Annotated in this window: 22 protein-coding genes and 1 pseudogene; 10 read left to right on the top strand and 13 right to left on the bottom strand. The window is 71.1% G+C overall.

The window, feature by feature from the left end; genetic code table 11:
- The first annotated feature begins 237 nt into the window (after positions 1–237).
- Positions 238–837, top strand: a complete 600-nt coding sequence (locus ACZ5TL_RS09270; RefSeq protein WP_468588763.1) for a dihydrofolate reductase family protein — start codon at positions 238–240, stop codon at positions 835–837.
- A 399-nt stretch (positions 838–1,236) separates the two neighbouring features.
- A complete protein-coding gene (locus ACZ5TL_RS09265; protein ID WP_468588762.1) occupies positions 1,237–2,040 on the top strand; it encodes a sugar phosphate isomerase/epimerase family protein in 804 nt (267 codons plus the stop codon).
- A gap of 4 nt (positions 2,041–2,044) precedes the next feature.
- Here the strand turns inward: ACZ5TL_RS09265 and ACZ5TL_RS09260 are convergent.
- Together ACZ5TL_RS09260 and ACZ5TL_RS09255 are read right to left on the bottom strand one after the other, a co-directional pair.
- Positions 2,045–2,254: pseudogene (locus ACZ5TL_RS09260) on the bottom strand (MFS transporter); the annotation flags it as partial.
- 241 nt (positions 2,255–2,495) lie between these two features.
- Positions 2,496–3,014 carry an imine reductase family protein gene (locus ACZ5TL_RS09255; RefSeq protein WP_468588761.1) on the bottom strand — a complete coding sequence of 173 codons (519 nt, stop codon included), beginning with the start codon at positions 3,012–3,014 and terminating at the stop codon, positions 2,496–2,498.
- Between the two features lie 238 nt (positions 3,015–3,252).
- On the opposite strand from ACZ5TL_RS09255, the gene ACZ5TL_RS09250 reads away from it, so the two are divergent.
- Positions 3,253–3,756, top strand: coding sequence for a GNAT family N-acetyltransferase (locus tag ACZ5TL_RS09250; protein ID WP_468588760.1), 504 nt, complete (start codon positions 3,253–3,255; stop codon positions 3,754–3,756).
- Positions 3,757–3,938: 182 nt separating this feature from the next.
- On the opposite strand, the gene rbsD is transcribed toward ACZ5TL_RS09250, so the two are convergent.
- From rbsD to ACZ5TL_RS09225, 5 genes are all read right to left on the bottom strand, one after another.
- Positions 3,939–4,328, bottom strand: coding sequence for a D-ribose pyranase (gene rbsD / locus ACZ5TL_RS09245; protein WP_468588759.1), 390 nt, complete (start codon positions 4,326–4,328; stop codon positions 3,939–3,941).
- Positions 4,325–5,314: a ribokinase gene (locus ACZ5TL_RS09240; RefSeq protein ID WP_468588758.1), complete on the bottom strand. Its 990-nt coding sequence runs from the start codon at positions 5,312–5,314 to the stop codon at positions 4,325–4,327. The genes rbsD and ACZ5TL_RS09240 overlap by 4 nt, the downstream gene beginning before the upstream one ends.
- Before the next feature lie 69 nt (positions 5,315–5,383).
- Positions 5,384–7,333, bottom strand: coding sequence for an ABC transporter permease/substrate-binding protein (locus ACZ5TL_RS09235; RefSeq protein ID WP_468588757.1), 1,950 nt, complete (start codon positions 7,331–7,333; stop codon positions 5,384–5,386).
- Positions 7,323–8,879, bottom strand: a complete 1,557-nt coding sequence (locus ACZ5TL_RS09230; RefSeq protein WP_468588756.1) for a sugar ABC transporter ATP-binding protein — start codon at positions 8,877–8,879, stop codon at positions 7,323–7,325. The genes ACZ5TL_RS09235 and ACZ5TL_RS09230 overlap by 11 nt, the downstream gene beginning before the upstream one ends.
- The gene (locus ACZ5TL_RS09225) at positions 8,876–9,895 is read right to left on the bottom strand and encodes a LacI family DNA-binding transcriptional regulator (RefSeq protein WP_468588755.1); all 1,020 of its coding nucleotides are present in this window, start codon (positions 9,893–9,895) and stop codon (positions 8,876–8,878) included. Before ACZ5TL_RS09225 ends, ACZ5TL_RS09230 begins: the two co-directional genes overlap by 4 nt.
- Positions 9,896–10,279: 384 nt before the next feature.
- Between ACZ5TL_RS09225 and ACZ5TL_RS09220 the strand changes: the two genes are divergently transcribed.
- Positions 10,280–10,927: a dihydrofolate reductase family protein gene (locus tag ACZ5TL_RS09220; protein ID WP_468588754.1), complete on the top strand. Its 648-nt coding sequence runs from the start codon at positions 10,280–10,282 to the stop codon at positions 10,925–10,927.
- 158 nt (positions 10,928–11,085) lie between these two features.
- Here ACZ5TL_RS09220 and ACZ5TL_RS09215 read toward each other — a convergent pair whose 3' ends face one another.
- Both ACZ5TL_RS09215 and ACZ5TL_RS09210 read right to left on the bottom strand, forming a co-directional pair.
- On the bottom strand, positions 11,086–11,397 hold the full coding sequence (locus ACZ5TL_RS09215) for a hypothetical protein (protein ID WP_468588753.1): 312 nt from the start codon (positions 11,395–11,397) through the stop codon (positions 11,086–11,088).
- Positions 11,394–11,606, bottom strand: coding sequence for a hypothetical protein (locus ACZ5TL_RS09210; RefSeq protein WP_468588752.1), 213 nt, complete (start codon positions 11,604–11,606; stop codon positions 11,394–11,396). Before ACZ5TL_RS09210 ends, ACZ5TL_RS09215 begins: the two co-directional genes overlap by 4 nt.
- Positions 11,607–11,735: 129 nt before the next feature.
- Between ACZ5TL_RS09210 and ACZ5TL_RS09205 the strand changes: the two genes are divergently transcribed.
- Both ACZ5TL_RS09205 and ACZ5TL_RS09200 read left to right on the top strand, forming a co-directional pair.
- Positions 11,736–12,560, top strand: coding sequence for a helix-turn-helix domain-containing protein (locus tag ACZ5TL_RS09205; protein ID WP_468588751.1), 825 nt, complete (start codon positions 11,736–11,738; stop codon positions 12,558–12,560).
- Positions 12,547–12,753: a DUF397 domain-containing protein gene (locus ACZ5TL_RS09200; RefSeq protein ID WP_468588750.1), complete on the top strand. Its 207-nt coding sequence runs from the start codon at positions 12,547–12,549 to the stop codon at positions 12,751–12,753. The genes ACZ5TL_RS09205 and ACZ5TL_RS09200 overlap by 14 nt, the downstream gene beginning before the upstream one ends.
- A 21-nt stretch (positions 12,754–12,774) precedes the next feature.
- Here ACZ5TL_RS09200 and ACZ5TL_RS09195 read toward each other — a convergent pair whose 3' ends face one another.
- Positions 12,775–12,945 carry a hypothetical protein gene (locus ACZ5TL_RS09195; protein ID WP_382494143.1) on the bottom strand — a complete coding sequence of 57 codons (171 nt, stop codon included), beginning with the start codon at positions 12,943–12,945 and terminating at the stop codon, positions 12,775–12,777.
- Between the two features lie 527 nt (positions 12,946–13,472).
- On the opposite strand from ACZ5TL_RS09195, the gene recD2 reads away from it, so the two are divergent.
- Positions 13,473–15,752 carry an SF1B family DNA helicase RecD2 gene (recD2, locus tag ACZ5TL_RS09190; RefSeq protein WP_468588749.1) on the top strand — a complete coding sequence of 760 codons (2,280 nt, stop codon included), beginning with the start codon at positions 13,473–13,475 and terminating at the stop codon, positions 15,750–15,752.
- A gap of 178 nt (positions 15,753–15,930) precedes the next feature.
- Positions 15,931–17,220 (top strand): citrate synthase, encoded by a 1,290-nt coding sequence (locus tag ACZ5TL_RS09185; RefSeq protein WP_468588748.1) that lies wholly within the window; start codon positions 15,931–15,933, stop codon positions 17,218–17,220.
- Between the two features lie 683 nt (positions 17,221–17,903).
- On the opposite strand, the gene ACZ5TL_RS09180 is transcribed toward ACZ5TL_RS09185, so the two are convergent.
- The 3 genes from ACZ5TL_RS09180 to ACZ5TL_RS09170 form a co-directional block, all read right to left on the bottom strand.
- On the bottom strand, positions 17,904–20,147 hold the full coding sequence (locus ACZ5TL_RS09180; protein ID WP_468588747.1) for a heavy metal translocating P-type ATPase: 2,244 nt from the start codon (positions 20,145–20,147) through the stop codon (positions 17,904–17,906).
- Positions 20,148–20,289: 142 nt separating this feature from the next.
- Positions 20,290–20,529 (bottom strand): heavy-metal-associated domain-containing protein, encoded by a 240-nt coding sequence (locus ACZ5TL_RS09175; protein WP_468588746.1) that lies wholly within the window; start codon positions 20,527–20,529, stop codon positions 20,290–20,292.
- Between the two features lie 388 nt (positions 20,530–20,917).
- Entirely contained in the window at positions 20,918–21,118 is a 201-nt protein-coding gene (locus ACZ5TL_RS09170) for a helix-turn-helix transcriptional regulator (RefSeq protein WP_468588745.1), read from the bottom strand.
- A 485-nt stretch (positions 21,119–21,603) separates the two neighbouring features.
- On the opposite strand from ACZ5TL_RS09170, the gene iolC reads away from it, so the two are divergent.
- Together iolC and ACZ5TL_RS09160 are read left to right on the top strand one after the other, a co-directional pair.
- Positions 21,604–22,578 carry a 5-dehydro-2-deoxygluconokinase gene (gene iolC / locus ACZ5TL_RS09165; protein WP_468588744.1) on the top strand — a complete coding sequence of 325 codons (975 nt, stop codon included), beginning with the start codon at positions 21,604–21,606 and terminating at the stop codon, positions 22,576–22,578.
- Positions 22,575–23,465 carry a Cgl0159 family (beta/alpha)8-fold protein gene (locus tag ACZ5TL_RS09160; protein ID WP_468588743.1) on the top strand — a complete coding sequence of 297 codons (891 nt, stop codon included), beginning with the start codon at positions 22,575–22,577 and terminating at the stop codon, positions 23,463–23,465. The genes iolC and ACZ5TL_RS09160 overlap by 4 nt, the downstream gene beginning before the upstream one ends.
- The last annotated feature ends 5 nt before the right edge of the window (positions 23,466–23,470 follow it).

The raw sequence follows: 23,470 nt of genomic DNA, 5'->3' as shown, positions 1-23,470 counted from the left end.
GATGGGGGCGGACGTCCTCCGGGGACGTCAACTCGCCGTACGATCGCGCGGGTTCGTCGCACGCGGCCGTCGCCTTCGCAGACACCATGTCCCGGACGCCGATCTCCATCCGGCGGCCGCGCGGAGGTGTTCGCCGCGGGCATGCCGTGATCCGGGGGCGCCACCGGCGATGAGTTTCGCGTCGGACCCAGGTCTGTAGTGCCGTCATCGCCCGAGCGAGAAAGCGGAGTGAGTCCCATGCGCATCGTCATCACCGAGTTCATCAGCCTGGACGGCGTCGTGCAGGCCCCGGGCGGGCCGCAGGAGGACACCGACGGCGGCTTCGCGCACGGCGGCTGGTCGCACTCGTACTTCGACGAGGAGGTGCTGGGCGGCGCCTTCGACGCTGGGCTGGCCAGAGCCGAGGCGCTGCTGTTCGGGCGGCGTACGTACCAGACGATGGCGGGGGCGTGGCCCGAGCGGGCCGGGGACCCCTTCGCCGACCGGATGAACTCCCTGAAGAAGTACGTCGTCTCCAGCACGCTCGGCGAGGCCGACCTGACCTGGAACAACTCCTCGCTCATCCCCGGCGACCAGGCCGTCGCCCGGATCCGGGAGCTGCGCGAGACCGGGGGCGGCGACATCGCCATGATGGGCAGCCCGACGCTCGTGCGGACGCTGCTGTCCGAGGGTCTGGTCGACGAGCTGCAGCTCCTCGTCATGCCGGTGATCCTCGGCGGCGGCAAGACGATCTTCCCCGGCGACGGTGGGAAGCGCCCGATGGAGCTGGTCTCCACGGTCACCGGCAAGACCGGCGTCCAGGTCTGCGTGTACCGGCCGGCGACGGCGGAGGGGTGACGAGCTGCTCGGGATGGAGTGGGGCGACCGGCACTGGCGCACGCCGGTGCAGACGCCCCGCCGCAGGATGTCCCGTCCCGATGCCGCGGCGCCGGGATCGGGGCGACGCATCGGGATCGGGGCGACGCGCCCCTGGGCACCCGATCCGGTGACGGACGGCACCGCCCCGGCATCACCACAGTGAGGGTGCCGGGCATCGGACCGTCCGGGCCGAACCGGGAGCGCGAGGGTGTGTGGGAACCCGCCCACCCGTCACGGAGCGCGCACACGAGACACGTGCCCGAGCGGGGGCAGCGGAGGGAACGCGGGAGACCAGCGCGTCCGGCGACTGGATCTTCACGCAACACCCGAGTGGCCAAGGGGAGTCGTGGGCGGGGGTGCCGGGTAGGGTCCGTCCGTATGAAGCTGGCGTTCTCCACCCTCGGTGTCCCCGGCCTGCCCCTGCCCGACGTCCTGCGCCTCGCGAGCGCGCACGGCTACCACGGCGTGGAACTGCGCACCCACCCCGAGGAACCGGTCCACACCGGCCTCGACCCGGATCAGCGGGCCGAGGTGGCGGCCGAGTTCAAGGGGGCGGGCGTAGAGATCCTGGGCCTGGCGGGCTACGCGCGGGTCGCCGCGCCGGGCGACGACGAGCCCGTCCTGGCCGAGATCCGCGCCCTCCTCGACCTGGCCCACGACCTCGGCGCCCCGTACATCCGGGTCTTCCCCGGCGGCGACCCGGAGGTCCAGACCCCCGAGGAGGCCGACGCGACGGCCGCCCGCCGCCTGGGCACGGCCGCCGAACACGCGAACGACCTCGGTGTTCGCATCCTCCTCGAAACCCACGACTCCCACCGCACCGCCGCCGACGCGATGCGCGTCCTCGGCCTCGTCGGCCACCGCCAGGTCGGCGCCCTCTGGGACGTCATGCACACCTGGCTCGGCGGCGAACAGCCCACCGAGTCCTACGCGGCCCTCTCCCCGCACCTCGGCTATGTCCAGGTCAAGGACATCGCCTCGGCCGACGACACCACCCCCCTCCCCCTCGGCGAGGGCGTCCTGCCCCTGGCCGAATGCGTGGAGATCCTCTCCCGCCACGGCTGGGACGGCTGGCTGTGCTGGGAGTACGAGAAGCGGTGGTACGAGGACGCGGCACCGCTGGCGGATCTGCTGGGGCCGGGGCGCGAGCATCTGAGCAGGCTGCTGAACGACTCGGCGTGACGCGTCAGCCCTCGGCGGGGCGGGCTCCCGCTGCCAGGACCGTGAGCACCGCGACACAGCCGCCCAGCAGCATCACCGTGGACGGTGAGGTGCGGTCCAGCACGACACCGCCGAGGAGCGCGCCGGCCGAGATGGTCGCCTGGAAGGAAGCGGTGAACAGGACCGACGCCGCTTCCGGGGCGTGCGGGACCGCCTGCGAGAACCAGGTCCGCGAGACGATGGCGAAGATCCCCAGCATCACGGAGACCACGGCTGGCCAGCCCTTCCGCGGGGACCGCGGAGCGGGTGAGCTGCCGTCGGCCGAAGCGGTGAGGGGGACCGGCATGGCGATCCGTTCTGTGGGAGACAGCGCGTTTCGCTCAGTCCAGCAGGGGCGCCGCGGATGGTCGGCAGCTCTGCGACCGCACCCCTGCCCGTCAGGGGTGATGTCGCGTGCTCGCGACGACGAGGAGCGGTCAGTCGCCTCGGGGCCTGCCGAACTCCTCGATCAGGACCGGATACTGCTCCTTGCCGTGCCCGGCGGCGATCGCGCGGTCGGCCATTGCCTTGATCAGTTTCGGCAGTTCGGCGTTCACGCCCACCGCCTCGCTCTCCTCGATCAGGTGGGCCATCGCTCGTGCGTCGGTCTCCAGGGCCGACACCTCGGCCGGGAACGAGCCGCTGTCGATCTGCTCGGCATAACCGGGCAGCCATTCGGCCACACCGGCGGCGATCTGCCGGGCGAACGGCGCGTACGTCGTGGCGTCGACACCGGCCGTCCTGAGCATCGCGGTGCCCTGGAGCCAGGCGTTCAGGACGCTCCACATCATGGCCGAACCGGCCACGTCGTAGAGGGACGCGAGCCCATGGTCCGCACCGAGGTGGGTGACGGTGCCGAGCGCGCCGAGCGCGGACTCGTGGGTCTCGAAGTCCGCCCGCGCCCCGCTGTGCAGAATCATCGCCTCGGCGGTCCCGATCGCCGGCGGGACGGCCATGATGGCGCCGTCGAGGTAGCGGGCGCCTCGCTGCTCGGCTTCCCGGGGTGACGAAGCGTGCGTCGAAATCCGTAGCCGGCGTCACGGAGGGCATCTGTTCAAGCGGCTCCGGTCGCTCAACCGACCCTCGGTGGGCGCGTGATGCCCAACTTCGGTCACCGAACGGTCTGTAGGAGTCCGGGCCGTGCGGGCCCAACTCCGTTGCCGCCGCGCGTCCCGCCTGACTACCGTCCCCACCATGCCCCGGACCCTGCACACCCCCCGCCTCCTCCTCGACCCCTACACCCCGGACGACGAAGACGACTTCGTCGTCCTGTTCCAGGACGCCAGGGTGTCCCGGTGGATGGGGAACGGCCCCGCCTCCGAGGCCGACGACCGCGCTCTGTTCGGGCGCATCTTCAGCAAGGTGTACGCGCAGGACCTGTTCGACGTGTGGGCGGTCCGGCGCGAGGGGCGACTCGTCGGGCACGCGGAGATCAAGCGGACCGCCGAGGTCGAGGGGCACGAGATCATCTACGCCCTGGCCCCCGAGGTCTGGGGGAGCGGGCTCGGGACGGAGCTGGCCGAGGCCGTCGTGGCGTACGGCTTCGGGACTCTGGGGCTCACCGAGGTGCACGCCACCGTGGACGCGCGCAACACCGCATCGCTGCACCTGCTCGGCCGGATGGGATTCGCGCACGTCCGGGACATCGAAGAGGACGACGGCGGCCTCACCCGCGTGCTCACCCGGCGGGCGCCGTGATCTTCCGGAATTCGGTAGGAAATTCTTATCCGGCCGTGCAACCCTTCCCGCCCCCGGAGGGTCGTATGTGGTGTCAGGACCTCTGGAGGGGGATCCGGGGGGGATCGCGGAGGCTCCTGACGGGAGGGGAAAGGCCGGGGGCCTGGTCGACGGACCGGGCCCCCCGAAACCCTTCCGGGACGTCAGAAGAAGACGCCGCAGCGCAGCAGGACGTTCGCATAGGGCCGTGCCTCGCCCGTGCGGACGATCAGCCGGGCCCCCGCCGACAGTTCCTTGAGCCGCTCGTGCGGGACGAGGTCCAGCGCGGGGAAATATCCCTCCAGCAGCTTCGAGGCCTGCGGATTCGCCTGCCGTACCTCCTGGGCAGCCGTCGCCCCCTCGACCACCAGCTCCGCCAGCAGCCCTTCCAGCACCTCCGCGAACGCCGGCACCCCGGCCCGGAACGCCAGGTCCACCACCCGCGGCCCGTCGGGTACCGGCATGCCCGCGTCGCACACCAGCACCCCGTCGCCGTGCCCCAGTTCGGCCAGCGCACCGGCGAGACGGCGGTTCAGTATTCCTGCCTTCTTCACCGGGCCCCACCTCGCTCGCCCGATGCGCAGTCGCCGTCCGACCCGCGGCCGGGGGCCCGGGGGGTGTCTCCCGGGCCGGCACCGCTCAGCTCAGCGACCTCCGCGGCCGTCGGGAAGGAGGCCTGCGCGCCCTCCTTCGTCACGGTCGCGGCACCCACCCGCACCGCGTACGCCGCAGCCTCCGCCAGGGACTCGCCCGCCCCCAGCCGGTAGGCGAGCGCGGCGGTGAACGCGTCGCCCGCGCCTGTCGTGTCCACCGCCCGCACCTTCACGGACGGGACACGGGAGACACCCTCCGCCGACGCCACCAGCGCGCCCTCCGACCCCAGCGTCACCACCACCGACCGCGGGCCCTTCGCGAGCAGGATCCGCGCCCAGTCCTCGGGCGCGTCCCCGACCGCCGACGCGCCCAGGATCACCTTCGCCTCGTGCTCGTTCACGATCAGCGGGTCACAGGCCGCCAGGACCTCCCGCGGCAGGGGCCGCGGCGGCGAGGGGTTGAGGACGAAGCGGCTGCCCGGCGCCAGGTTCCGGACGACCTCCACCACCGTCTCCAGCGGGATCTCCAGCTGTGCCGAGACCACCCGGGAGCTGTGGAACAGGCACCCGGCGGCGCTCACGTCCTCCGGCGCCAGCCGGCCGTTCGCACCCGGCGACACGACGATGCTGTTGTCCCCCGACGGGTCGACCGTGATCAGCGCGACCCCGGTCGGCGCGCCGCCCACCAGGACACCCACCGTGTCGACACCGGCCTGCCGCTGCGAGTCCAGCAGCAGCCGGCCGTGCGCGTCGTCACCCACCCGGGCCAGCAGCGCCGTACGGGCACCGAGCCGGGCGGCGGCGACCGCCTGGTTCGCGCCCTTGCCGCCCGGGTGGACGGCCAGGTCGGAGCCGAGCACGGTCTCGCCGGCGCCGGGCCGGCGCTCCACCCCGATCACCAGGTCGGCGTTGGCCGACCCCACGACCAGGAGGTCGTAGTCGTACATGAGTTGTCTCCCCACGTGAGTGACATGGGCGGGCGGTCACGTCGTGTGACCGCCCGCCGTTCCCCGATGTCAGCCGCTGAAGCCGGCCACGTTCTCCTTGGTGACCACCTTCACCGGCACCTTCACCGTCTCCTCGATCTTCTTGCCCTGGAGTGCCTTCAGGGCGTTGTCCACGGCGATCTTCCCGAGCTGGGACGGCTGCTGCGCCACGGACGCGTACAGCGTGCCGCCCTCGACCGCCTTGAGCCCGTCCGGCGTGCCGTCGAAGCCGACCACGGAGACCGACTTGCCGGCCTTGGAACCCAGCGCCTTGATCGCGCCGAGCGCCATCTCGTCGTTGGCGGCGATGACGCCCTGGACGTCCGGGTGCGCCTGGAGCAGGTTCGACATCACGTCGAGGCCCTTGGTGCGGTCGAAGTCGGCGGGCTGCTGGGCCACGACCTGGATGCCCGGGAAGGCCTTGAGGCCGTTCGCGAAGCCCTGGGCGCGCTCGCGGGCGGCGGAGGTGCCCGCCTGACCCTGCAGGATCACGATCTTGCCCGTGCCGCCGAGCTTGTCGGCGATGGTCTTGGCGGCGAGTTCACCGCCGGCGACGTTGTCGGAGGCGACGAGGGCGTCCACCGGAGCCTCGTTGACGCCCCGGTCCACCGCGATGACCGGGATCTCCGCCTGGTCCGCCGCGTTCACCGAGTTGCTCGCCGCGTCCGAGTCGACCGGGTTGACGATGATCGCGCCGAGCCCGGAACTGGTGAAGTTCTGCAGCTGGTTGGCCTGCTGGGAGGCGTCGTTCTGGGCGTCCGTGACGGTGAGGTCCACGCCCAGCTTCTTCGCCTCGGCCTGGGCGCCCGCGCGGATCTGCACGAAGAAGGGGTTGTTGAGCGTGGACAGCGACAGGCCCATCTTCGGGGTGCTCGCGGTGGAGGAGCCGTTGTGCAGGAAGGACGTGGCGCCGACGATGGCGACGGTGACGACGGCCGCGAGCCCGTACGTCGCGGCCTGCTTGCCCTTGCCTCCTGAAGAAGCACCGGCCACCGGGGTCGCCCCGGCCTTGCGCCGCAGCGTGTCGAACAGCACGGCCAGCGCGATGACGACACCGATGACGACCTGCTGCCAGAACGCGGAGACGTTCAGCAGGTTCAGCCCGTTGCGCAGCACGGCCAGGATCAGGGCGCCGATCAGCGTGCCGGACGCCTTGCCCGTACCGCCCGCGAGGGAGGCGCCGCCGATGACGACCGCGGCGATCGCGTCCAGCTCGTAGCCTTCGGCGGCCTGCGGCTGCGCGGAGGACAGCCGGGCGGCGAGGACGACACCGGCGACGGCGGCGAAGACGCCCGAGAAGGCGTAGATCGCGAGCTTCTGCCTCTTCACGCGCAGCCCGGACAGCCGCGCGGCCTCCTCGTTGCCGCCGATCGCGTACATCGAGCGGCCGATGTACGTCCGGCCGAGGACGAAGGCGGCGATCAGGCCCATCACGATCATCACCAGGACCGGCACCGGGAGCCAGCCGCCGAGCGTGTCCCCGAGGTGGGAGACGGAGTCGGGGAAGGCGATCGGGGAGCCCTCGGAGATCACGAGGGACAGGCCGCGGGCCACGGACAGCATGGCCAGGGTGGCGATGAACGGCGGGAGTTTGCCGTAGGAGATCAGGATGCCGTTGACCAGGCCGCACGCGATACCGGTCGCTATGGCGAGGAGGACGGCGAGGAACACGGGGACACCCGCCGAGGTGGCGCTCCACGCGAGCACCGTGGCCGAGAGCGCGGCGACCGAGCCGACCGACAGGTCGATGCCCGCGGAGACGATCACGAAGGTCACGCCGAAGGCGAGGACGGCCGTCACGGCCGCCTGCACACCGACGTTGAGGAGGTTGTCCGTCGTCAGGAAGTCGCCCGACAGGGCCGACATCGCGATGACGAGGACGATGAGCGCGGTGAGCGCGCCGTTGTCGAGCAGGAGGCGGCGCAGGCCTCCCGAGGCGTCACCCGCGCCCGTCGTGCTCTTGAGCGTGTCAGTGGCCACGGGAGGCCTCCGTTCCGGTCTCGGTCGTTGTCGCTGTCGTGGGGGTGCTGGGACTGCTGGGACTGCTGACGGCGAGTGCCATCACGGCGTCCTGGGTCGCCTCGTCGGCGGAGAGTTCACCGGCGATCCGGCCCTGCGCCATCACCAGCACCCGGTCGCTCATGCCGAGCACCTCGGGCAGGTCGCTGGAGATCATCAGGACGGCCGCGCCGGCGGCGGTGAGTTCGTTGACGAGCTGGTAGATCTCGACCTTGGCGCCGACGTCGATGCCGCGGGTCGGCTCGTCGAGGATCAGCACCTTGGTGTCGGCGAGCAGCCACTTGCCGATGACGACCTTCTGCTGGTTGCCGCCGGAGAGCGTGCGCACGTGCTGCTCCAGGCCCGCCATCCGCACGCCGAGCTGCCGCGCGATCCGCGCGGCCGCCTCGCGCTGGCCCTTGAGGTCGACGAGCCCCGCGCGCGTGGCCGACCGCAGCGTCACCAGCCCGAGGTTCTCCTCGACCGACGCGTCCAGCACCAGGCCCTGGCCCTTGCGGTCCTCGGGGATGAGGCCGATGCCCGCGGTCATCGCCGCGCCGACGTCGTCCTTGGCGATCGCGGTGCCGGACACCTTCACGGTGCCCTTGTCGTACGCGTCGGCCCCGAAGACCGCCCGTACGACCTCCGTACGCCCGGCCCCGACCAGCCCCGCGATGCCGACGACCTCACCGGCGCGCACCTCGAAGCTGACGTCGTGGAAGACGCCGTCCCGGGTGAGCCCCTCGACGGACAGCAGCGCGGCACCCCGGTCACCCCGCTCGCGCGGGTACTGCTGCTCGATCGACCGCCCGACCATGAGCCGTACGAGCTCGTCCTCGGGCGTGGCGGCCGGGACCTGCCCGACGCTCCTGCCGTCCCGGATGACCGTCACCCGGTCTCCCAGGGCGGCGATCTCCTCCAGGTGGTGCGTGATGAAGACGATCCCGACGCCCTCCTCGCGCAGCCTGCGCACGATCGCGAAGAGCTTCTCGACCTCCTCGGAGGTGAGTACGGCCGTCGGCTCGTCCATGATCAGCACGCGCGCGTCGAGGCTGAGCGCCTTGGCGATCTCGACCATCTGCAGGCGGGCGATGCCGAGTTCGCGGACCCGCGCGCGGGGCGACACGTTCACGCCCACCCGCGCGAGGAGGACCTCGGCGTCCGCCTCCATCCGCTTCCGGTCGATCATCCCGAACCGGCGCGGCTGCCTCCCCAGGAAGATGTTCTCGGCGACCGTCAGGTCGGGTACGAGGTTGAACTCCTGGTAGATGGTGGCGATCCCGAGCCGCTCGGAGTCCTGCGCACCCTGGATGCGCGTCTCCTCACCGCCGACCAGGATCCGCCCGGCGTCGGGGGTGTAGGCGCCGGAGAGCATCTTGATGAGGGTGCTCTTGCCCGCGCCGTTCTCACCGAGCAGCACGTGCACCTCGCCCCGGCGCAGGTCGAAGTCGACGCTGTCCAGCGCCACCACGCCCGGGAAGGTCTTGCGTATGCCCTCGATGCGCAGCAACTCGTCCGGGTTGCTCACGACGTGCTCCTTTGCACTGGGGTGGGGTTCTCGCCGCACGAGCGGCGTACGACGAGCCGGGCGGGGAGGGTGACGGACTCGCCCGGCCGTCCCTCGATGCGGTCGACCAGGGCCCGTACGGCGGCCCGGCCCAGCTCGCCCGTGGGCTGGGCGATCGCGGTGATCGGCGGATCGGTGTGCACGAACCACCGGATGTCGTCGAACGCGGCCAGCGCGAGATCGTCCGGCACGCGCAGGCCACGCGCGCGTACGGCGTCCAGCGCGCCGAGCGCCATCAGGTTGTCGGCCGCGAACACGACCTCGGGCGGCTCGGCCAGGGCGAGGAACCCCTCGGTGACCCGGCGGCCGCTCTCGACCTGGAAGTCGCCCTGCCCTGTGTAGGCGTCGGGCAGGTCGAGCCCGTACGCGCCGAGGGCCTCCCGGAAGGCCCTCACGCGCTCCTGGCCGGTCGTGGTCGCCGCCGGACCCGCGATGATCGCGAGCCGCCGGTGCCCGAGCCCGTGCAGATGCGCCACGAGGTCCCGGATGGCGGCCCGCCCGTCCGCCCGGACGACCGGCACGTCCACGCCCGGGATCCACCGGTCCACGAACACCATGGGCGTCCCCGCCCGCGCGGCGTCCAGCATCAGCGGCGAGCCGCCGTCGGTGGGGGAGACCAGCAGGCCGTCGATCCGGCGGTCCAGCAGGTTCCGTACGTGGTGGTCCTGGAGGTCGGGCCGCTCGTCGGCGTTGCCGATGATCACGCTGTAGCCGAGCGCGCGGGCCTCCTCCTCCACCGAGCGGGCCAGTTCGGTGAAGTACGGGTTGAGCACGTCGCTGATGACCAGGCCGAGGGTGTGGGTCTGGTCGGTGCGCAGGGAGCGGGCGACGGCGTTCGGGCGGTAGCCCAGGGTCTCGACGGCGGCCAGCACACGGGTGCGTGCGTCGGCGCTGACCGACGGGTGGTCGTTCAGGACGCGCGAGACCGTGGCGACGGAGACGCCGGCCTCGGCAGCGACGTCCTTGATACTGGCCACCGCCGCTCCACCTCCTTGTGGATCAGTCGTGTGAGCGCCCGCCGATGACTCGGGGAGTGCTTGTGGAATCGATTACATCGACGGGTGGATGGAATCGATTACACGCCGGTAAATCAAGACCCCAAGGGCACCTCTTGACCGGATCGTGATCTCGCGGGGCGCGGCCCGGCGATCCAGGGTGGAGAGACGAGGGATTCCGCGAGGGGGCTTCAGAGGCCCCTGGCGGGCCGGAGCGGAGGAGGTATGACGGCGGCGACCCGGAACGGAGGGTGGTCGACCACGTTGTGGCGCAGGCCGGGGGAGGCGGGGGAACTACCGGGGCCGGTGCCGATGAGTTTCGCCCGCCCGGGCGGTCCACACTTCGTCGACCACAGGAGGAGCGCCATGACCCAGCTGCTGCGCGTGCAGAACTTCACCGTCTCGAGCGACGGATTCGGCGCCGGAGAGCACCAGAGCCTGGAGAGGCCCTTCGGCCACGCCGACCCGGGGCAGATGATGGCCTGGGCCGTTGCCACGGCGAGCTGGCCCCACCGCACCGACCCCGGCGGGAGCCGCGGTCTCGACGACTACCTCCTGCGTGACTTCACGCACGACATCGGTGCCGAGATCATGGGCCGCAACAAGTTCGGTCCGCAGCGCGGCCCCTGGCAGGACCACGAGTGGAAGGGCTGGTGGGGCGACGAGCCGCCGTTCCACACGCCGGTGTTCGTCATGACCCACCACGAGCGCCCTTCGTTCACGCTCTCCGACACCACATTCCACTTCGTCGGGGGCGATCCGGCGGATGTCCTCGACCAGGCCCGCAAGGCGGCCGGGGGCAAGGACGTCCGGCTCGGCGGCGGGGCGTCCACGATCCGGCAGTTCCTCGACGCCGACCTCGTGGACACCCTGCACGTGGCGGTCTCGCCCGGCTTGGTGCTCGGCGCCGGGTCGCGGCTGTGGGAGTCCCCCGAGGAACTGCTCGACCGCTTCCACCGCGATGTGGTGCCGAGCCCGAGCGGGGTGACGCACCACCTGTTCTGGAGGAAATGAGGAGCGCGCTGCCGGTCGGCGAGTCCGCGATGAGGGCGGTACGGGCAAGCCTGGCGGCCGCCACGGTGTGGTTGCCGCCCTGGTAACGGGTCGCGTCATGCGACAGCCGGGCAGACGGAGGGCCTGACGGCGAGCGCGCCGCCGGTGCGCGCAGGCCGTCAGGCTCCTCCCGGATGACGGCGGTCTTTCGCGCAGGACAGGCGCGCCCCTCTGCTGTCCGCGACCCGTTTGACGTCCCGCAGGCACTCGGTGAGCCGCAGGGCCAGGTAGCGCAGTTCCGCACTCGACGCGCGGCGCTGCGCGAGGAGTTCGGCGGCGTGGCCGAGGAGGTCGTCAGCCATGCCGAGGTGTACGTCCTCGATCTCGTCGGCCAGCCGCGAGACGTAGCCCGTCCCGTCACCGACGAGGTAGCAGGGCTTTCCTTCCGGGCTGGTCCACGGCAGGAGACGCCCGGACCATCCGGCGGTCATGCGCTCGCCCCCGTCGACAGATACGGCCGGACCAGTCGTTTGTCCTCGCCGCGCAGCAGGCGCTCCTCCGGGCGGCGGCCGACCGCGCCGTTGACGCCGTCGCGGCAGTACGGGCACGGGGGCCGCTCCGGGGGCAGCCGTCGTCGGCCGCGTGGGGGGAACAGGACGCGGAGGAGTGGTTCGAGGGCTCGGGCGATGAGGTCTGTCATGTCTGTCCGTCTTCCGACCAGTGGTGACTGCGTTCTGTGGTGAAGCACTCACAGAGTGGGGTCGGTGGTGGCTACGCTGCCAGGGGCTGGAGCTTGACATCGCGTCTGTCAAGAAAGGGAGTTGGCCGCATGGACGAACGTCGTACGCCTCGAACGCTCCGGGAGAAGTACGGGGAGGAGCTGAGGCTGAGGCGATCGGCATCCCGCCTCACCCAGGAGGAACTGGGCGACCAGGTCGTGTGCTCGCCCACACTGATCAGTCACTTCGAGGCCGGGAGGCGCCTTCCGAAGCCGGAGGACGCGCAGCGGATCGACCGGGCGCTCGGGACGGACGGCTTCTTCGCGCGGTGGCTGGAGGATCTGGAGTCGAAATACACCGACCACTTCGCGGCGGTGGCCGAGCTGGAGCAACTGGCGGTGCTCATCCAGCAGTTCGCGCTCTCGCTGGTACCCGGAGTGCTCCAGACCGAAGGCTATGCACGCGCGCTTTTCCGTGCGTACCGACCGAACCACACGACCGAGGAACTTGACGAGCTCGTTGTCATCCGAACGAAGCGCCGACAAATCCTCGACGGACCGGGGCGGCCTGTGGTCTGGACCCTGCTCGATGAGGCGGTCCTGCGGCGCTGTGTCGGCGGCCCGCAGGTCATGGCAGAGCAGTTGCACAAGATCGCAGACATGGCCGAGGCGGGACGACTGCGGTTGCACGTCCTTCCCTATGGCGTGGGGGCACACGCACTCATGCAGAGTCTGCTCACGCTCATGACGTTCGAGGACTCGGCCCCGGTGGCCTACGTCGAGGGCTTTCAGACCGGGAACCTGATGGACGATCCGGCTCTGGTGAGCGCCAGTCAAACCGCTTACGCTCTGGCCCTGAGCGATGCGTTGGCGCAGCAGAAGTCACTTGCCCTCGTCAGAGCGGCAGCGGAGGAACACGCACATGGTCACCACTGAGAACGGCAGCGCCGACTGGTACAAATCCAGCTACAGCGGCGGAGATCAAGGGGAGTGCCTCGAAGTCGCCCGCAACCACCCCGACGTCCCCGTCCGCGACAGCAAGAGCACCGACGGCCCGGCCCTGCTCTTCTCGGCCGGAGGCTGGACCGCGTTCGTGGCCGCCGTGAAGGAGGGCCACATCAAGGGCTGACACCGCCACACGGGGGGAATCTCACCGCCGCAAGCTGTAACTCACCAACGACGCCCCCACCACCGACCCGAACGCCGGCAGCAGGAACTGCGCGAAGGCCTCCCAGCCCCACACGATGCCCGCGCACGCCGCCGTGATGTTGATGGCCAGGGACATGATCCACAGGGCGACGCTCTGGGCCTGGGGCGACATCGTTCCTCGTCGTGATCCGGGTCGGGGTGAATGCACGGGGCGGGGCGGAATCAACCCGGTCCCGGGCTCGGACGGGGGCGCGATTCCGGCATGGGGGTGCGGCCCACAGGGGGAGAGCCGGGGGTGTCCTCGTCCGGCGCGGACGGCCCCGGAGCCACGATCGCGTGCTCCCCGGACAGGGTCGGCGCCTTCACGAGCAGCGTCAACGTGCCGACGGCGCACAGGCCGACGAGCAGCGCTCCAGTGGTGCACAGGCGCCGAGGGGCGTTCGGGCGTGGGGGAGGCACGGGCATCACGGTCGCTCCGGAATCGAGTCCGCCCCCCGTGGAATGAATCCCTGGATCTTCCCACGGGAAAGAATCCCAAAAGGGACGCACCGGATGCTTGAACTGTAAAGCTTCCGGCCTTTCTGTGAATTCACCGTGAAAGGTGAGCCCCTGTGCGCATACTGATCGGTCGCTTTGCGCGAGGGCCGTCCGTGGTGCGCTCGGGGCTTCGCTGTCGTACCCGGGCGGTACCGTCGGATCATGACCGATCAGGCGGGGGCCGCCCAGGCGGGCGAGCGGCGACTGGCCACGCTGGAAGGCGTGCTCGAGCGCATCACGTACGCCAACGAGGAGAACGGCTACACGGTCGCCCGGGTCGACATCGGCCGAGGCGGCGGCGACCTCCTCACGGTCGTCGGCGCGCTGCTCGGCGCCCAGGTCGGCGAGTCCCTGCGCATGGAGGGCCGCTGGGGCTCCCATCCGCAGTACGGGAAGCAGTTCCACGTGGAGAACTACACGACGGTCCTCCCGGCCACCGTGCAGGGCATCCGCCGCTACCTCGGCTCGGGTCTGGTCAAGGGCATCGGCCCGGTCTTCGCCGACCGCATCACGCAGCACTTCGGCCTGGACACGCTCCAGGTCATCGAGGAGGAGCCCAAGCGGCTCATCGAGGTCCCCGGGCTCGGCCCCAAGCGGACCAAGAAGATCGCCGACGCCTGGGAGGAGCAGAAGGCCATCAAGGAGGTCATGCTCTTCCTCCAGACCGTCGAGGTCTCCACGTCCATCGCGGTGCGCATCTACAAGAAGTACGGCGACGCCTCCATCTCCGTCGTGAAGAACCAGCCCTACCGTCTCGCCGCCGACGTCTGGGGCATCGGCTTCCTCACCGCCGACAAGATCGCCCAGTCCGTCGGCATCCCGCACGACAGCCCCGAGCGCGTCAAGGCGGGCCTGCAGTACGCGCTGTCGCAGTCCACCGACCAGGGCCACTGCTTCCTCCCCGAGGAGCAGCTGATCAAGGACGCCGTGAAGCTCCTCCAGGTCGACACCGGCCTGGTCATCGAGTGCCTCGCCGAGCTGGCCGAGCCCCCGCAGGACGGCGAGGACCCCGGCGTCGTGCGGGAGAAGGTGCCGGGCCCCGACGGCGGGGAGCCCGTCACCGCCATCTACCTCGTCCCCTTCCACCGCGCCGAACTCTCCCTCTCCGCCCAGCTGCTGCGCCTCCTGCACACCGGCGAGGACCGGATGCCCGGCTTCGGGGCCGTCGCCTGGGACAAGGCGCTGAGCTGGCTGAAGGGGCGTACGGGAGCCGAACTCGCTCCCGAGCAGGAGGCCGCCGTCAAGCTGGCGCTGACCGAGAAGGTCGCCGTCCTCACCGGCGGCCCCGGCTGCGGCAAGTCCTTCACGGTCCGCTCGATCGTGGAGCTGGCCCGCGCCAAGAAGGCGAAGGTCGTCCTCGCCGCCCCGACCGGCCGGGCCGCCAAGCGCCTGTCCGAGCTCACCGGCGCCGAGGCCTCCACGGTCCACCGCCTGCTGGAGCTGAGGCCCGGCGGCGACGCGGCCTACGACCGGGACCGTCCGCTGGACGCCGACCTGGTGGTGGTCGACGAGGCGTCCATGCTCGACCTGCTCCTCGCCAACAAGCTGGTGAAGGCCGTTCCGCCGGGGGCGCATCTGCTGTTCGTCGGGGACGTCGACCAGTTGCCCAGCGTCGGCGCGGGCGAGGTCCTGCGGGACCTCCTGGCCGACGGCGGCCCGATCCCCGCCGTCCGCCTCACCCGGGTCTTCCGGCAGGCCCAGCAGTCGGGCGTGGTGACGAACGCCCACCGGATCAACGCCGGCCAACACCCCCTCACCGACGGCATGAAGGACTTCTTCCTCTTCGTCGAGGACGACACGGAGGAAGCCGGCCGGCTCACCGTGGACGTGGCGGCGCGCCGGATTCCGGCCAAGTTCGGGCTGGACCCGCGCCGGGACGTCCAGGTGCTCGCCCCCATGCACCGCGGCCCGGCGGGCGCGGGCACGCTGAACGGCCTGCTCCAGCAGGCCGTCACCCCGGGCCGCCCCGACGTACCCGAGAAGAGATTCGGTGGACGGGTTTTCCGGGTCGGCGACAAGGTCACCCAGATTCGCAACAACTACGAGAAGGGCGAGAACGGGGTCTTCAACGGCACGGTGGGCGTGGTGACCTCGCTCGACCCGGTCGACCAGCGCCTGACGGTGCTCACGGACGAGGACGAGGAGGTCCCGTACGAGTTCGACGAGCTCGACGAGCTGGCCCACGCGTACGCCGTGACGATCCACCGCTCCCAGGGCAGTGAGTACCCGGCGGTCGTCATCCCGGTCACCACGGGCGCCTGGATGATGCTCCAGCGCAACCTGCTCTACACGGCCGTCACCCGGGCCAAACGGCTGGTCGTCCTGGTCGGTTCGCGCAGGGCGATCGGCCAGGCGGTGCGCACGGTGTCGGCGGGCCGGAGGTGCACGGCACTCGACTTCCGGCTCGGTTCAGCGAAAAATGATCGATCAAATGCGTCGTGAAGGTCACAAGGCTCTTCCAGAAGGGGAACACAGGGGGCAGGATGAGCAAGTTGGCGGCACTCAGTGCCGTCGATAGGCCCGATGGTCGACCCCGAGTGCACTCTCCTGAGCCAAGTGGGGGATGGTAGAGACAGTCAGGGCACCTCGAAGATGAGGCACAACGTCGGTGAGGGAAGACGTGAGCGACAACTCTGTAGTACTGCGGTACGGCGACGGCGAGTACACCTACCCGGTGATCGACAGCACCGTCGGTGACAAGGGCTTCGACATCGGAAAGCTCCGCGCCCAGACCGGTCTGGTGACGCTGGACAGCGGTTACGGCAACACCGCCGCGTACAAATCCGCCATTACCTACCTGGACGGCGAAGCGGGCATCCTGCGGTATCGCGGGTACCCGATCGAACAGCTGGCCGAGCGCTCCACCTTCCTGGAGGTCGCCTACCTGCTGATCAACGGCGAGCTGCCGACGGTCGAGGAGCTCTCGACGTTCAAGAACGACATCACGCAGCACACCCTGCTGCACGAGGACGTCAAGAACTTCTACAAGGGCTTCCCGCGTGACGCCCACCCGATGGCCATGCTGTCCTCGGTCGTCTCGGCGCTGTCCACGTTCTACCAGGACAGCCACAACCCGTTCGACGAGCGCCAGCGCAACCTCTCCACCATCCGCCTGCTCGCCAAGCTCCCGACGATCGCGGCGTACGCGTACAAGAAGTCGATCGGTCACCCGTTCGTCTACCCGCGCAACGACCTCGGCTACGTCGAGAACTTCCTCCGCATGACCTTCTCGGTCCCGGCGCAGGAGTACGAGCCGGACCCGACCGTGGTCTCCGCGCTCGACAAGCTGCTGATCCTGCACGCGGACCACGAGCAGAACTGCTCGACCTCCACGGTCCGCCTGGTCGGCTCCTCGCAGGCGAACATGTTCGCCTCGATCTCCGCCGGTATCAACGCGCTGTGGGGCCCGCTGCACGGCGGCGCCAACCAGTCCGTGCTGGAGATGCTGGAGGGCATCCGCGACTCCGGCGGTGACGTCGACTCCTTCATCCGCAAGGTGAAGAACAAGGAGGACGGCGTCCGCCTGATGGGCTTCGGCCACCGGGTCTACAAGAACTTCGACCCGCGCGCCAAGATCATCAAGGCTGCCGCGCACGACGTGCTGTCGGCCCTCGGCAAGTCCGACGAGCTGCTGGACATCGCGCTGAAGCTGGAGGAGCACGCGCTCTCCGACGACTACTTCGTCTCGCGCAGCCTCTACCCGAACGTCGACTTCTACACGGGCCTGATCTACCGGGCCATGGGCTTCCCGACCGAGATGTTCACGGTCCTGTTCGCCCTCGGCCGGCTGCCGGGCTGGATCGCCCAGTGGCACGAGATGATCAAGGAGCCGGGTTCCCGCATCGGCCGCCCGCGCCAGATCTACACGGGCGTCGTCGAGCGCGACTTCGTTCCCGTCGAGGAGCGCTGAGGCGCAGCACCCCTGGGCCCCCGTATCCGCCGCTGTGCGGGTGCGGGGGCTCGCGTGCGTGCGGGGCGAGCGGGCTTGAGAGGTAAAAACCTGAGAGGCGAGAACCTCAGGGGCAAAGCTCAGAGGTATCCCTTCAGAGGCATAAAAGAAGGCGCCCTGCCGCCGGTCCCCCCACGGGCCGACGGCCAGGGCGCCTTCCCAGTCCCGGTACGGATTCCCCCCACGGGATCCGGCCGGGCGTCTGTGAGGACAGCGCCTGAATCGCTGTGAGCACAACGAGCAGAACTCGCCGTACTGCTGTGGTGTGCGGTCTGCCGGGACAGCGCACGCCCGGGAGGGCCGCTCAAAGCTTCCCGGTGTACGTGCCCCGGCAACGCATATCTCCGGAGAAGTCCCCCAAGACATCTCCAGATGTCAGGTGGCGCCCCCCAAGACGCTCCCCGACACCGTCAACTTAGACCTTCGAACCCCTTCGATGGTTACGTTCACATCACTGTGATCTGCGTCTCTTGCGCATGTCCGTCAGATACGCAAGAGCACGGAAATGCCGCCCGAGACCCAAGCGTAAGGATGATGCGAGCGCCTTGTGAAGAGCTTATGTGAGTCGGGCTCCGGACTCCAGAGGGGCTCATATCAGGTTCGCCGTGAACTTAGGGCTGAAGTCAGGGTGAATTAGGGGTACTTCACCGAAATGTCCGCAGCCGGAGGCTGTTCGTGACGACGAAGACCGACGAGAAGGCCATCGCGGCCCCCGCGATCATGGGATTGAGCAGCCCCGCGGCGGCCAGCGGCAGGGCCGCCACGTTGTAGCCGAAGGCCCACACGAGGTTGCCCTTGATCGTGGCCAGCGTGCGGCGCGAGAGCCGGATCGCGTCCGCGGCCACCCGCAGGTCGCCACGGACCAGCGTGAGGTCGCCCGCCTCGATCGCCGCGTCCGTGCCGGTGCCCATGGCCAGGCCCAGATCGGCGGTGGCGAGCGCGGCCGCGTCGTTGACGCCGTCGCCCACCATGGCGACGACCCGCCCCTCGGCCTGGAGCCGCCGGACGGCGTCGACCTTGTCCTCGGGCAGGACCTCCGCGATCACCTCATCGATCCCCACGGTCTCGGCCACGGTCTCGGCCACCGCCCGGTTGTCCCCGGTCAGAAGTACCGGCACGAGTCCCAGCGCGCGCAGTTCGCGCACCGCCTCGGCGCTGGTCTCCTTGACCGCGTCCGCCACGGCGAGCACGGCCCGTGCCGTCCCGTCCCAGCCGGCCAGGACAGCCGTACGACCGGCCCGCTCGGCCTCGTCCCGCGCGCGGGCCAGCTCCGGCGGCACGTCGTCGAAGAGCCGTCCCACGGCGACCTCACGGCCCTCCACGCGCCCGCGTACGCCCCGCCCGGGGACGTTCTCGAACGCCTCGGCCTCCGGGAGCCGCCCGGCCCTCTCCTCGGCGCCCAGGGCGATCGCACGGGCCACGGGGTGCTCGGAGGCGTACTCGACGGCGCCCGCGAGCCGCAGCGCCTCCTTCTCGTCGGTGCCCTCGGCGACGTGGACCTCCTGGAGGACCATCCGGCCGGTGGTGACGGTGCCGGTCTTGTCCAGGACGACCGTGTCGATCCGGCGCGTGGACTCCAGGACCTCCGGGCCCTTGATGAGGATGCCGAGCTGGGCACCGCGCCCCGTGCCGACCATCAGCGCGGTGGGGGTGGCCAGGCCCAGGGCGCACGGGCAGGCGATGATCAGGACGGCGACGGCCGCGGTGAACGCGGCGACGCTGTCACCGGTCAGGCCGAGCCACACCCCGGCCGTGGCGGCCGCGATCAGCAGCACCACCGGCACGAAGATCCCGGAGATCCGGTCGGCGAGCCGCTGCACCTCGGCCTTGCCGTTCTGCGCGTCCTCCACCAGCTTCGCCATCCGCGCGAGCTGCGTGTCGGCGCCGACCCGGGTGGCCTCGACGACGAGCCGGCCGCCCGCGTTGACCGTCGCGCCGGTGACCGTGTCCCCGGCCGTCACGTCCACCGGGACCGACTCACCGGTCAGCATCGAGGCGTCCACCGCGGAGGCGCCCTCGACGACCGTGCCGTCGGTGGCGATCTTCTCGCCGGGCCGTACGACGAACCGGTCGCCGACGGCCAGCCGCTGCGCCGGGATCCGCACCTCGCGCCCGTCCCGCAGCACGGCGACGTCCTTGGCGCCCAGCTCCATCAGCGCCCTGAGCGCGGCGCCCGCACGGCGCTTGGAGCGGGCCTCCAGATAGCGGCCCAGCAGGATGAACGCCGTGACGCCGGAGGCGACCTCCAGGTAGATCGAGGAGTCGCCGTCGCCGCGCGAGACCGTGAGCTCGAACGGGTGCCGCATGCCCGGCATGCCCGCGTCGCCGAGGAACAGCGCCCACAGGGACCAGCCGAACGCGGCCAGGGTGCCGAGGGAGACCAGCGTGTCCATGGTGGCGGCGCCGTGCCGGGCGTTCGTCCAGGCCGCGCGGTGGAACGGCAGCCCGCCCCAGACCATCACCGGGGCGGCGAGGGTGAGCGAGAGCCACTGCCAGTTGTCGAACTGCAGAGCCGGGACCATCGCCAGCAGGACGACCGGGACGGCGAGGGCGGCGGAGACGACGAGACGCAGGCGCAGGGCCGACAGCTCGGGGTCCGCCTCCTCGACGGCGGGCCCCTCCTCCCGCGGGGGTGCGGGCTCCTCGGCGGTGTACCCGGTCTTCACCACCGTCGCGATCAGGTCGGCGACCTCGGTGCCCTCGCGGTAGGTGACCCGGGCCTTCTCCGTCGCGTAGTTCACCGTGGCGGTGACGCCGTCCATGCGGTTGAGCTTCTTCTCGACCCGGGCCGCGCAGGAGGCGCAGGTCATCCCGCCGATGAGCAGCTCGACCTCGGCGGCCGCGGGCTCACGGCCGGCCGGCGCCTGGGCGGTGGTGGTGCTGTTCATGTACTACTCCAGGAGGTGCGGGGCGCCCGGGAGGCGGAACGGGCCGTACGGGCCGGGACGGTGTGCCGTACGGCCCGTACGCGGGTACGAGTGCCGGGAGCCGGCGTCCTCCATACCTGGCCGGTCGCCGGACCCGGGTGGCTCAGGCCCGGCCGGCCAGTTCGAAACCGGCCTCGTCGACGGCGGCGCGTACGGCCTCGTCGTCCAGCGGGGCCGCGGAGACGACGGTGACCTCGCCGGTCGAGGCGACGGCCGTCACCGAGCTGACGCCGGAGATCTGGGAGATCTCGCCGGAGACGGCGCCCTCGCAGTGTCCGCAGCTCATGCCGCTCACCTTGAAGACGGTGGTGACGGGGCCCGTGGTGTCGGTCTGGGCGGTCATGTCGATACTCCTCGTCGAGGCATGCGGGGCGATGGGGACCTGTGGGGTCCGCATACAGCCACTGTACCCCTAGGGGGTATCGGATCCGCGACGCCCCTTCCTCGGACGGGACAGCTGGCGTCCCCCGGGGTGCCGACCGTCCGGGGCATCGCGCCCCCCCAGCGGCCCCGGACGCGGCGTACTGCGCCCCGACCTGCGGGTGACGTCCAGGATCCGGCTGGACGAGGTCCCCGACGCGCTGACGGCGGCGGGAACGGCACCGGGCGCGGGCTCGACCGTCATCGAACCGTGGTTGAGCGGCCGGACGACGACCGGGCGTCCCGGACGCGGCGCCCGGAGGCGATCGTGCCCCACACGACGGCGGGGCACGAGGCGGGCACGGTGAGGATCAATCGGCTCTTCGGCCGCGATTGCCGGGCCGGGAGGCGACCCACGCCCGGACGGTGTCGGCGTACCAGAAGGGCTTGCCGCTCTCCACATGGTCGGGCGGGGGCAGCAGCCCGTGCTTGCGGTAGGACCGCACGGTGTCCGGCTGCACCCTGATGTGCGCCGCGATCTCCTTGTAGGACCAGAGCCTTCTGTCGGTCATGACGTGCACCTCCCCGCGCGCACCGCGGCGGCGGCCGGGAGGGGCCGTCAGGGGGAGCCGGGCGTCGCGCTGGCGATCAACAAGCCTGTGTCCGTTCAACGACGCTCCGTGACACGGGACAGGCCCTGTGCGCCGGGTGTGACGGAAGGCCCGCGGACCGGCGACATGCGTGACAGGACGGGTGCGTTTGTGACACAGCCGGAGCAAAGGCGCGCGCCGGGGCTTCGGCGAGGCGCCTTGACGCGGCACCCGAGCCCGGTCCTGCGTCGTCCGGCGGTCGCCGAACCGTGAGAACGAGATCGCGCGGCAGTCGTCTGGGGAGGCGGAGCGGGCCTCGGGGTCGAAGACTACGGAAGAGAAGGGCGCGGACCAGGTCACCACGAAAGCGCTGTCATGATCTGGTCCGAATGTCCGGACAAAGCATTGACAGGGCTTCGGGAAGGGGGCTACAAAGCCGGGGAGAGCCGAGCATCGAGGGGAAGCCGATGGTCTACGACCTGATCACCATGGGGCGGATCGGAGTGGATCTGTATCCGCTCCAGACGGGCGTCCCGCTGCCGCAGGTCACGTCCTTCGGCAAGTTCCTCGGCGGTTCGGCGAGCAACGTCGCGGTCGCCGCGGCCCGCCTCGGACGGCGGACGGCGGTGATCACCCGCACGGGCGACGACCCCTTCGGCACCTACCTGCACGAGGCCCTGAAGGGCTTCGGCGTGGACGACCGCTGGGTCACCCCGGTCCCCGGCCTGCCCACCCCGGTCACCTTCTGCGAGGTCTTCCCGCCGGACGACTTCCCGCTGTACTTCTACCGGCAGCCCAAGGCCCCCGACCTGGAGATCGACGCCCACGAGCTCGACCTGGACGCCATCGGTGACACCCGCGTCCTCTGGGTCACGGGCACGGGCCTGAGCGAGGAACCGAGCCGTACGGCGACCCTCGCGGCCCTCGCCCACCGAGCCAAGGCCGGCGCGACGGTCTTCGACCTCGACTGGCGCCCGATGTTCTGGACCCGTGACATCAGCGGCTCCCGCCGCGGGCCCGACGCGGCCCGCCCCTTCTACCGGGAGGCCCTGCGCCACACCACCGTCGCCGTCGGCAACCTCGACGAGGTGGAGGTCGCCACCGGTGTGCGCGAACCCCACGCCGCCGCCCGGGCCCTCCTGGACGCCGGTGTCGAGCTGGCCGTCGTCAAGCAGGGCCCGAAGGGCGTCCTGGCGGTCAACCGCGAGGGCGAGAGCGCCGAGGTCCCGCCGCTGCCCGTGAACGTCCTCAACGGCCTCGGCGCCGGGGACGCCTTCGGCGGCTGTCTCGTCCACGGCCTGCTGGCCGGCTGGGACCTGGAGAAGACCATGCGGCACGCCAACGCCGCCGGTGCCATCGTCGCCTCCCGCCTGGAGTGCTCCTCCGCGATGCCCACCCCGGACGAGATCGAGGCGGCCGTCACCGCGGGGGCCGTCCAGTGACCGTCGACGTCTGCGAACTCGTCCGCCTGCGCAGCCGCCGCCCGGAGGCGATCGCCGAGGCCGCCGCCCGCCGCCCCCGCCGGCCGCTGCTGAACCCGAGCGGTCGCCTGATGATCGTCGCCGCCGACCACCCGGCCCGCGGCGCCCTCGGCGCGGGCGGCCGCAGCCTCGCCATGGCCAACCGCGCCGACCTCCTCGAACGCCTCTGCCTGGCCCTGTCCCGGCCGGGTGTCGACGGTGTCCTCGCCACCGCCGACATCCTCGACGACCTGCTCCTGCTCGGCGCCCTCGACGGCAAGGTCGTCCTGGGCTCCATGAACCGCGGCGGCCTCCAGGGCGCGAGCTTCGAACTCGACGACCGCTTCACCGGCCACCGCCCCGAGGACCTCGAGCGCCTGGGCTTCGACGCCGGCAAGCTGCTCCTGCGCATCGACTACGACGACCCGGGCTCCCTCACCACCCTGGAGTCCACCGCCCGGACCATCGACGCCATGGCGGCCCGGGGGCTCCCCGTCTTCGTCGAGCCGTTCCTCTCCCGCCGCGACGCGACGGGCCGGCTGCGCAACGACCTCTCCGCCGAGGCCGTCACCAAGTCGATCGCGATCGCCTCGGGCCTCGGCGGCAGTTCGGCCTACACCTGGCTGAAGGTGCCGGTCACCGACAACCCCGACGACATGGCGGAGGTCATGGCGACCTCCACGCTGCCCGCCGTCCTGCTGGGCGGGGAGGTGGGGGAGTCCGCCGAGGAGCAGGCCGGGGCGTACGAGAAGTGGCGTGGCGCCCTCCAACTGCCCACCGTGTGCGGGCTGGTGGTGGGCCGCTCACTGCTGTATCCGGCGGACGGCGACGTGGCCGCCGCCGTGGACACCGCCGTAGGACTGCTGTGAGGGCC

This window comes from Streptomyces sp. NPDC033136 (genome assembly GCF_055578235.1).
The sequence above is the reverse complement of the archived record's forward strand: the minus strand, read 5'-3'. Positions and strand labels throughout refer to the sequence as shown.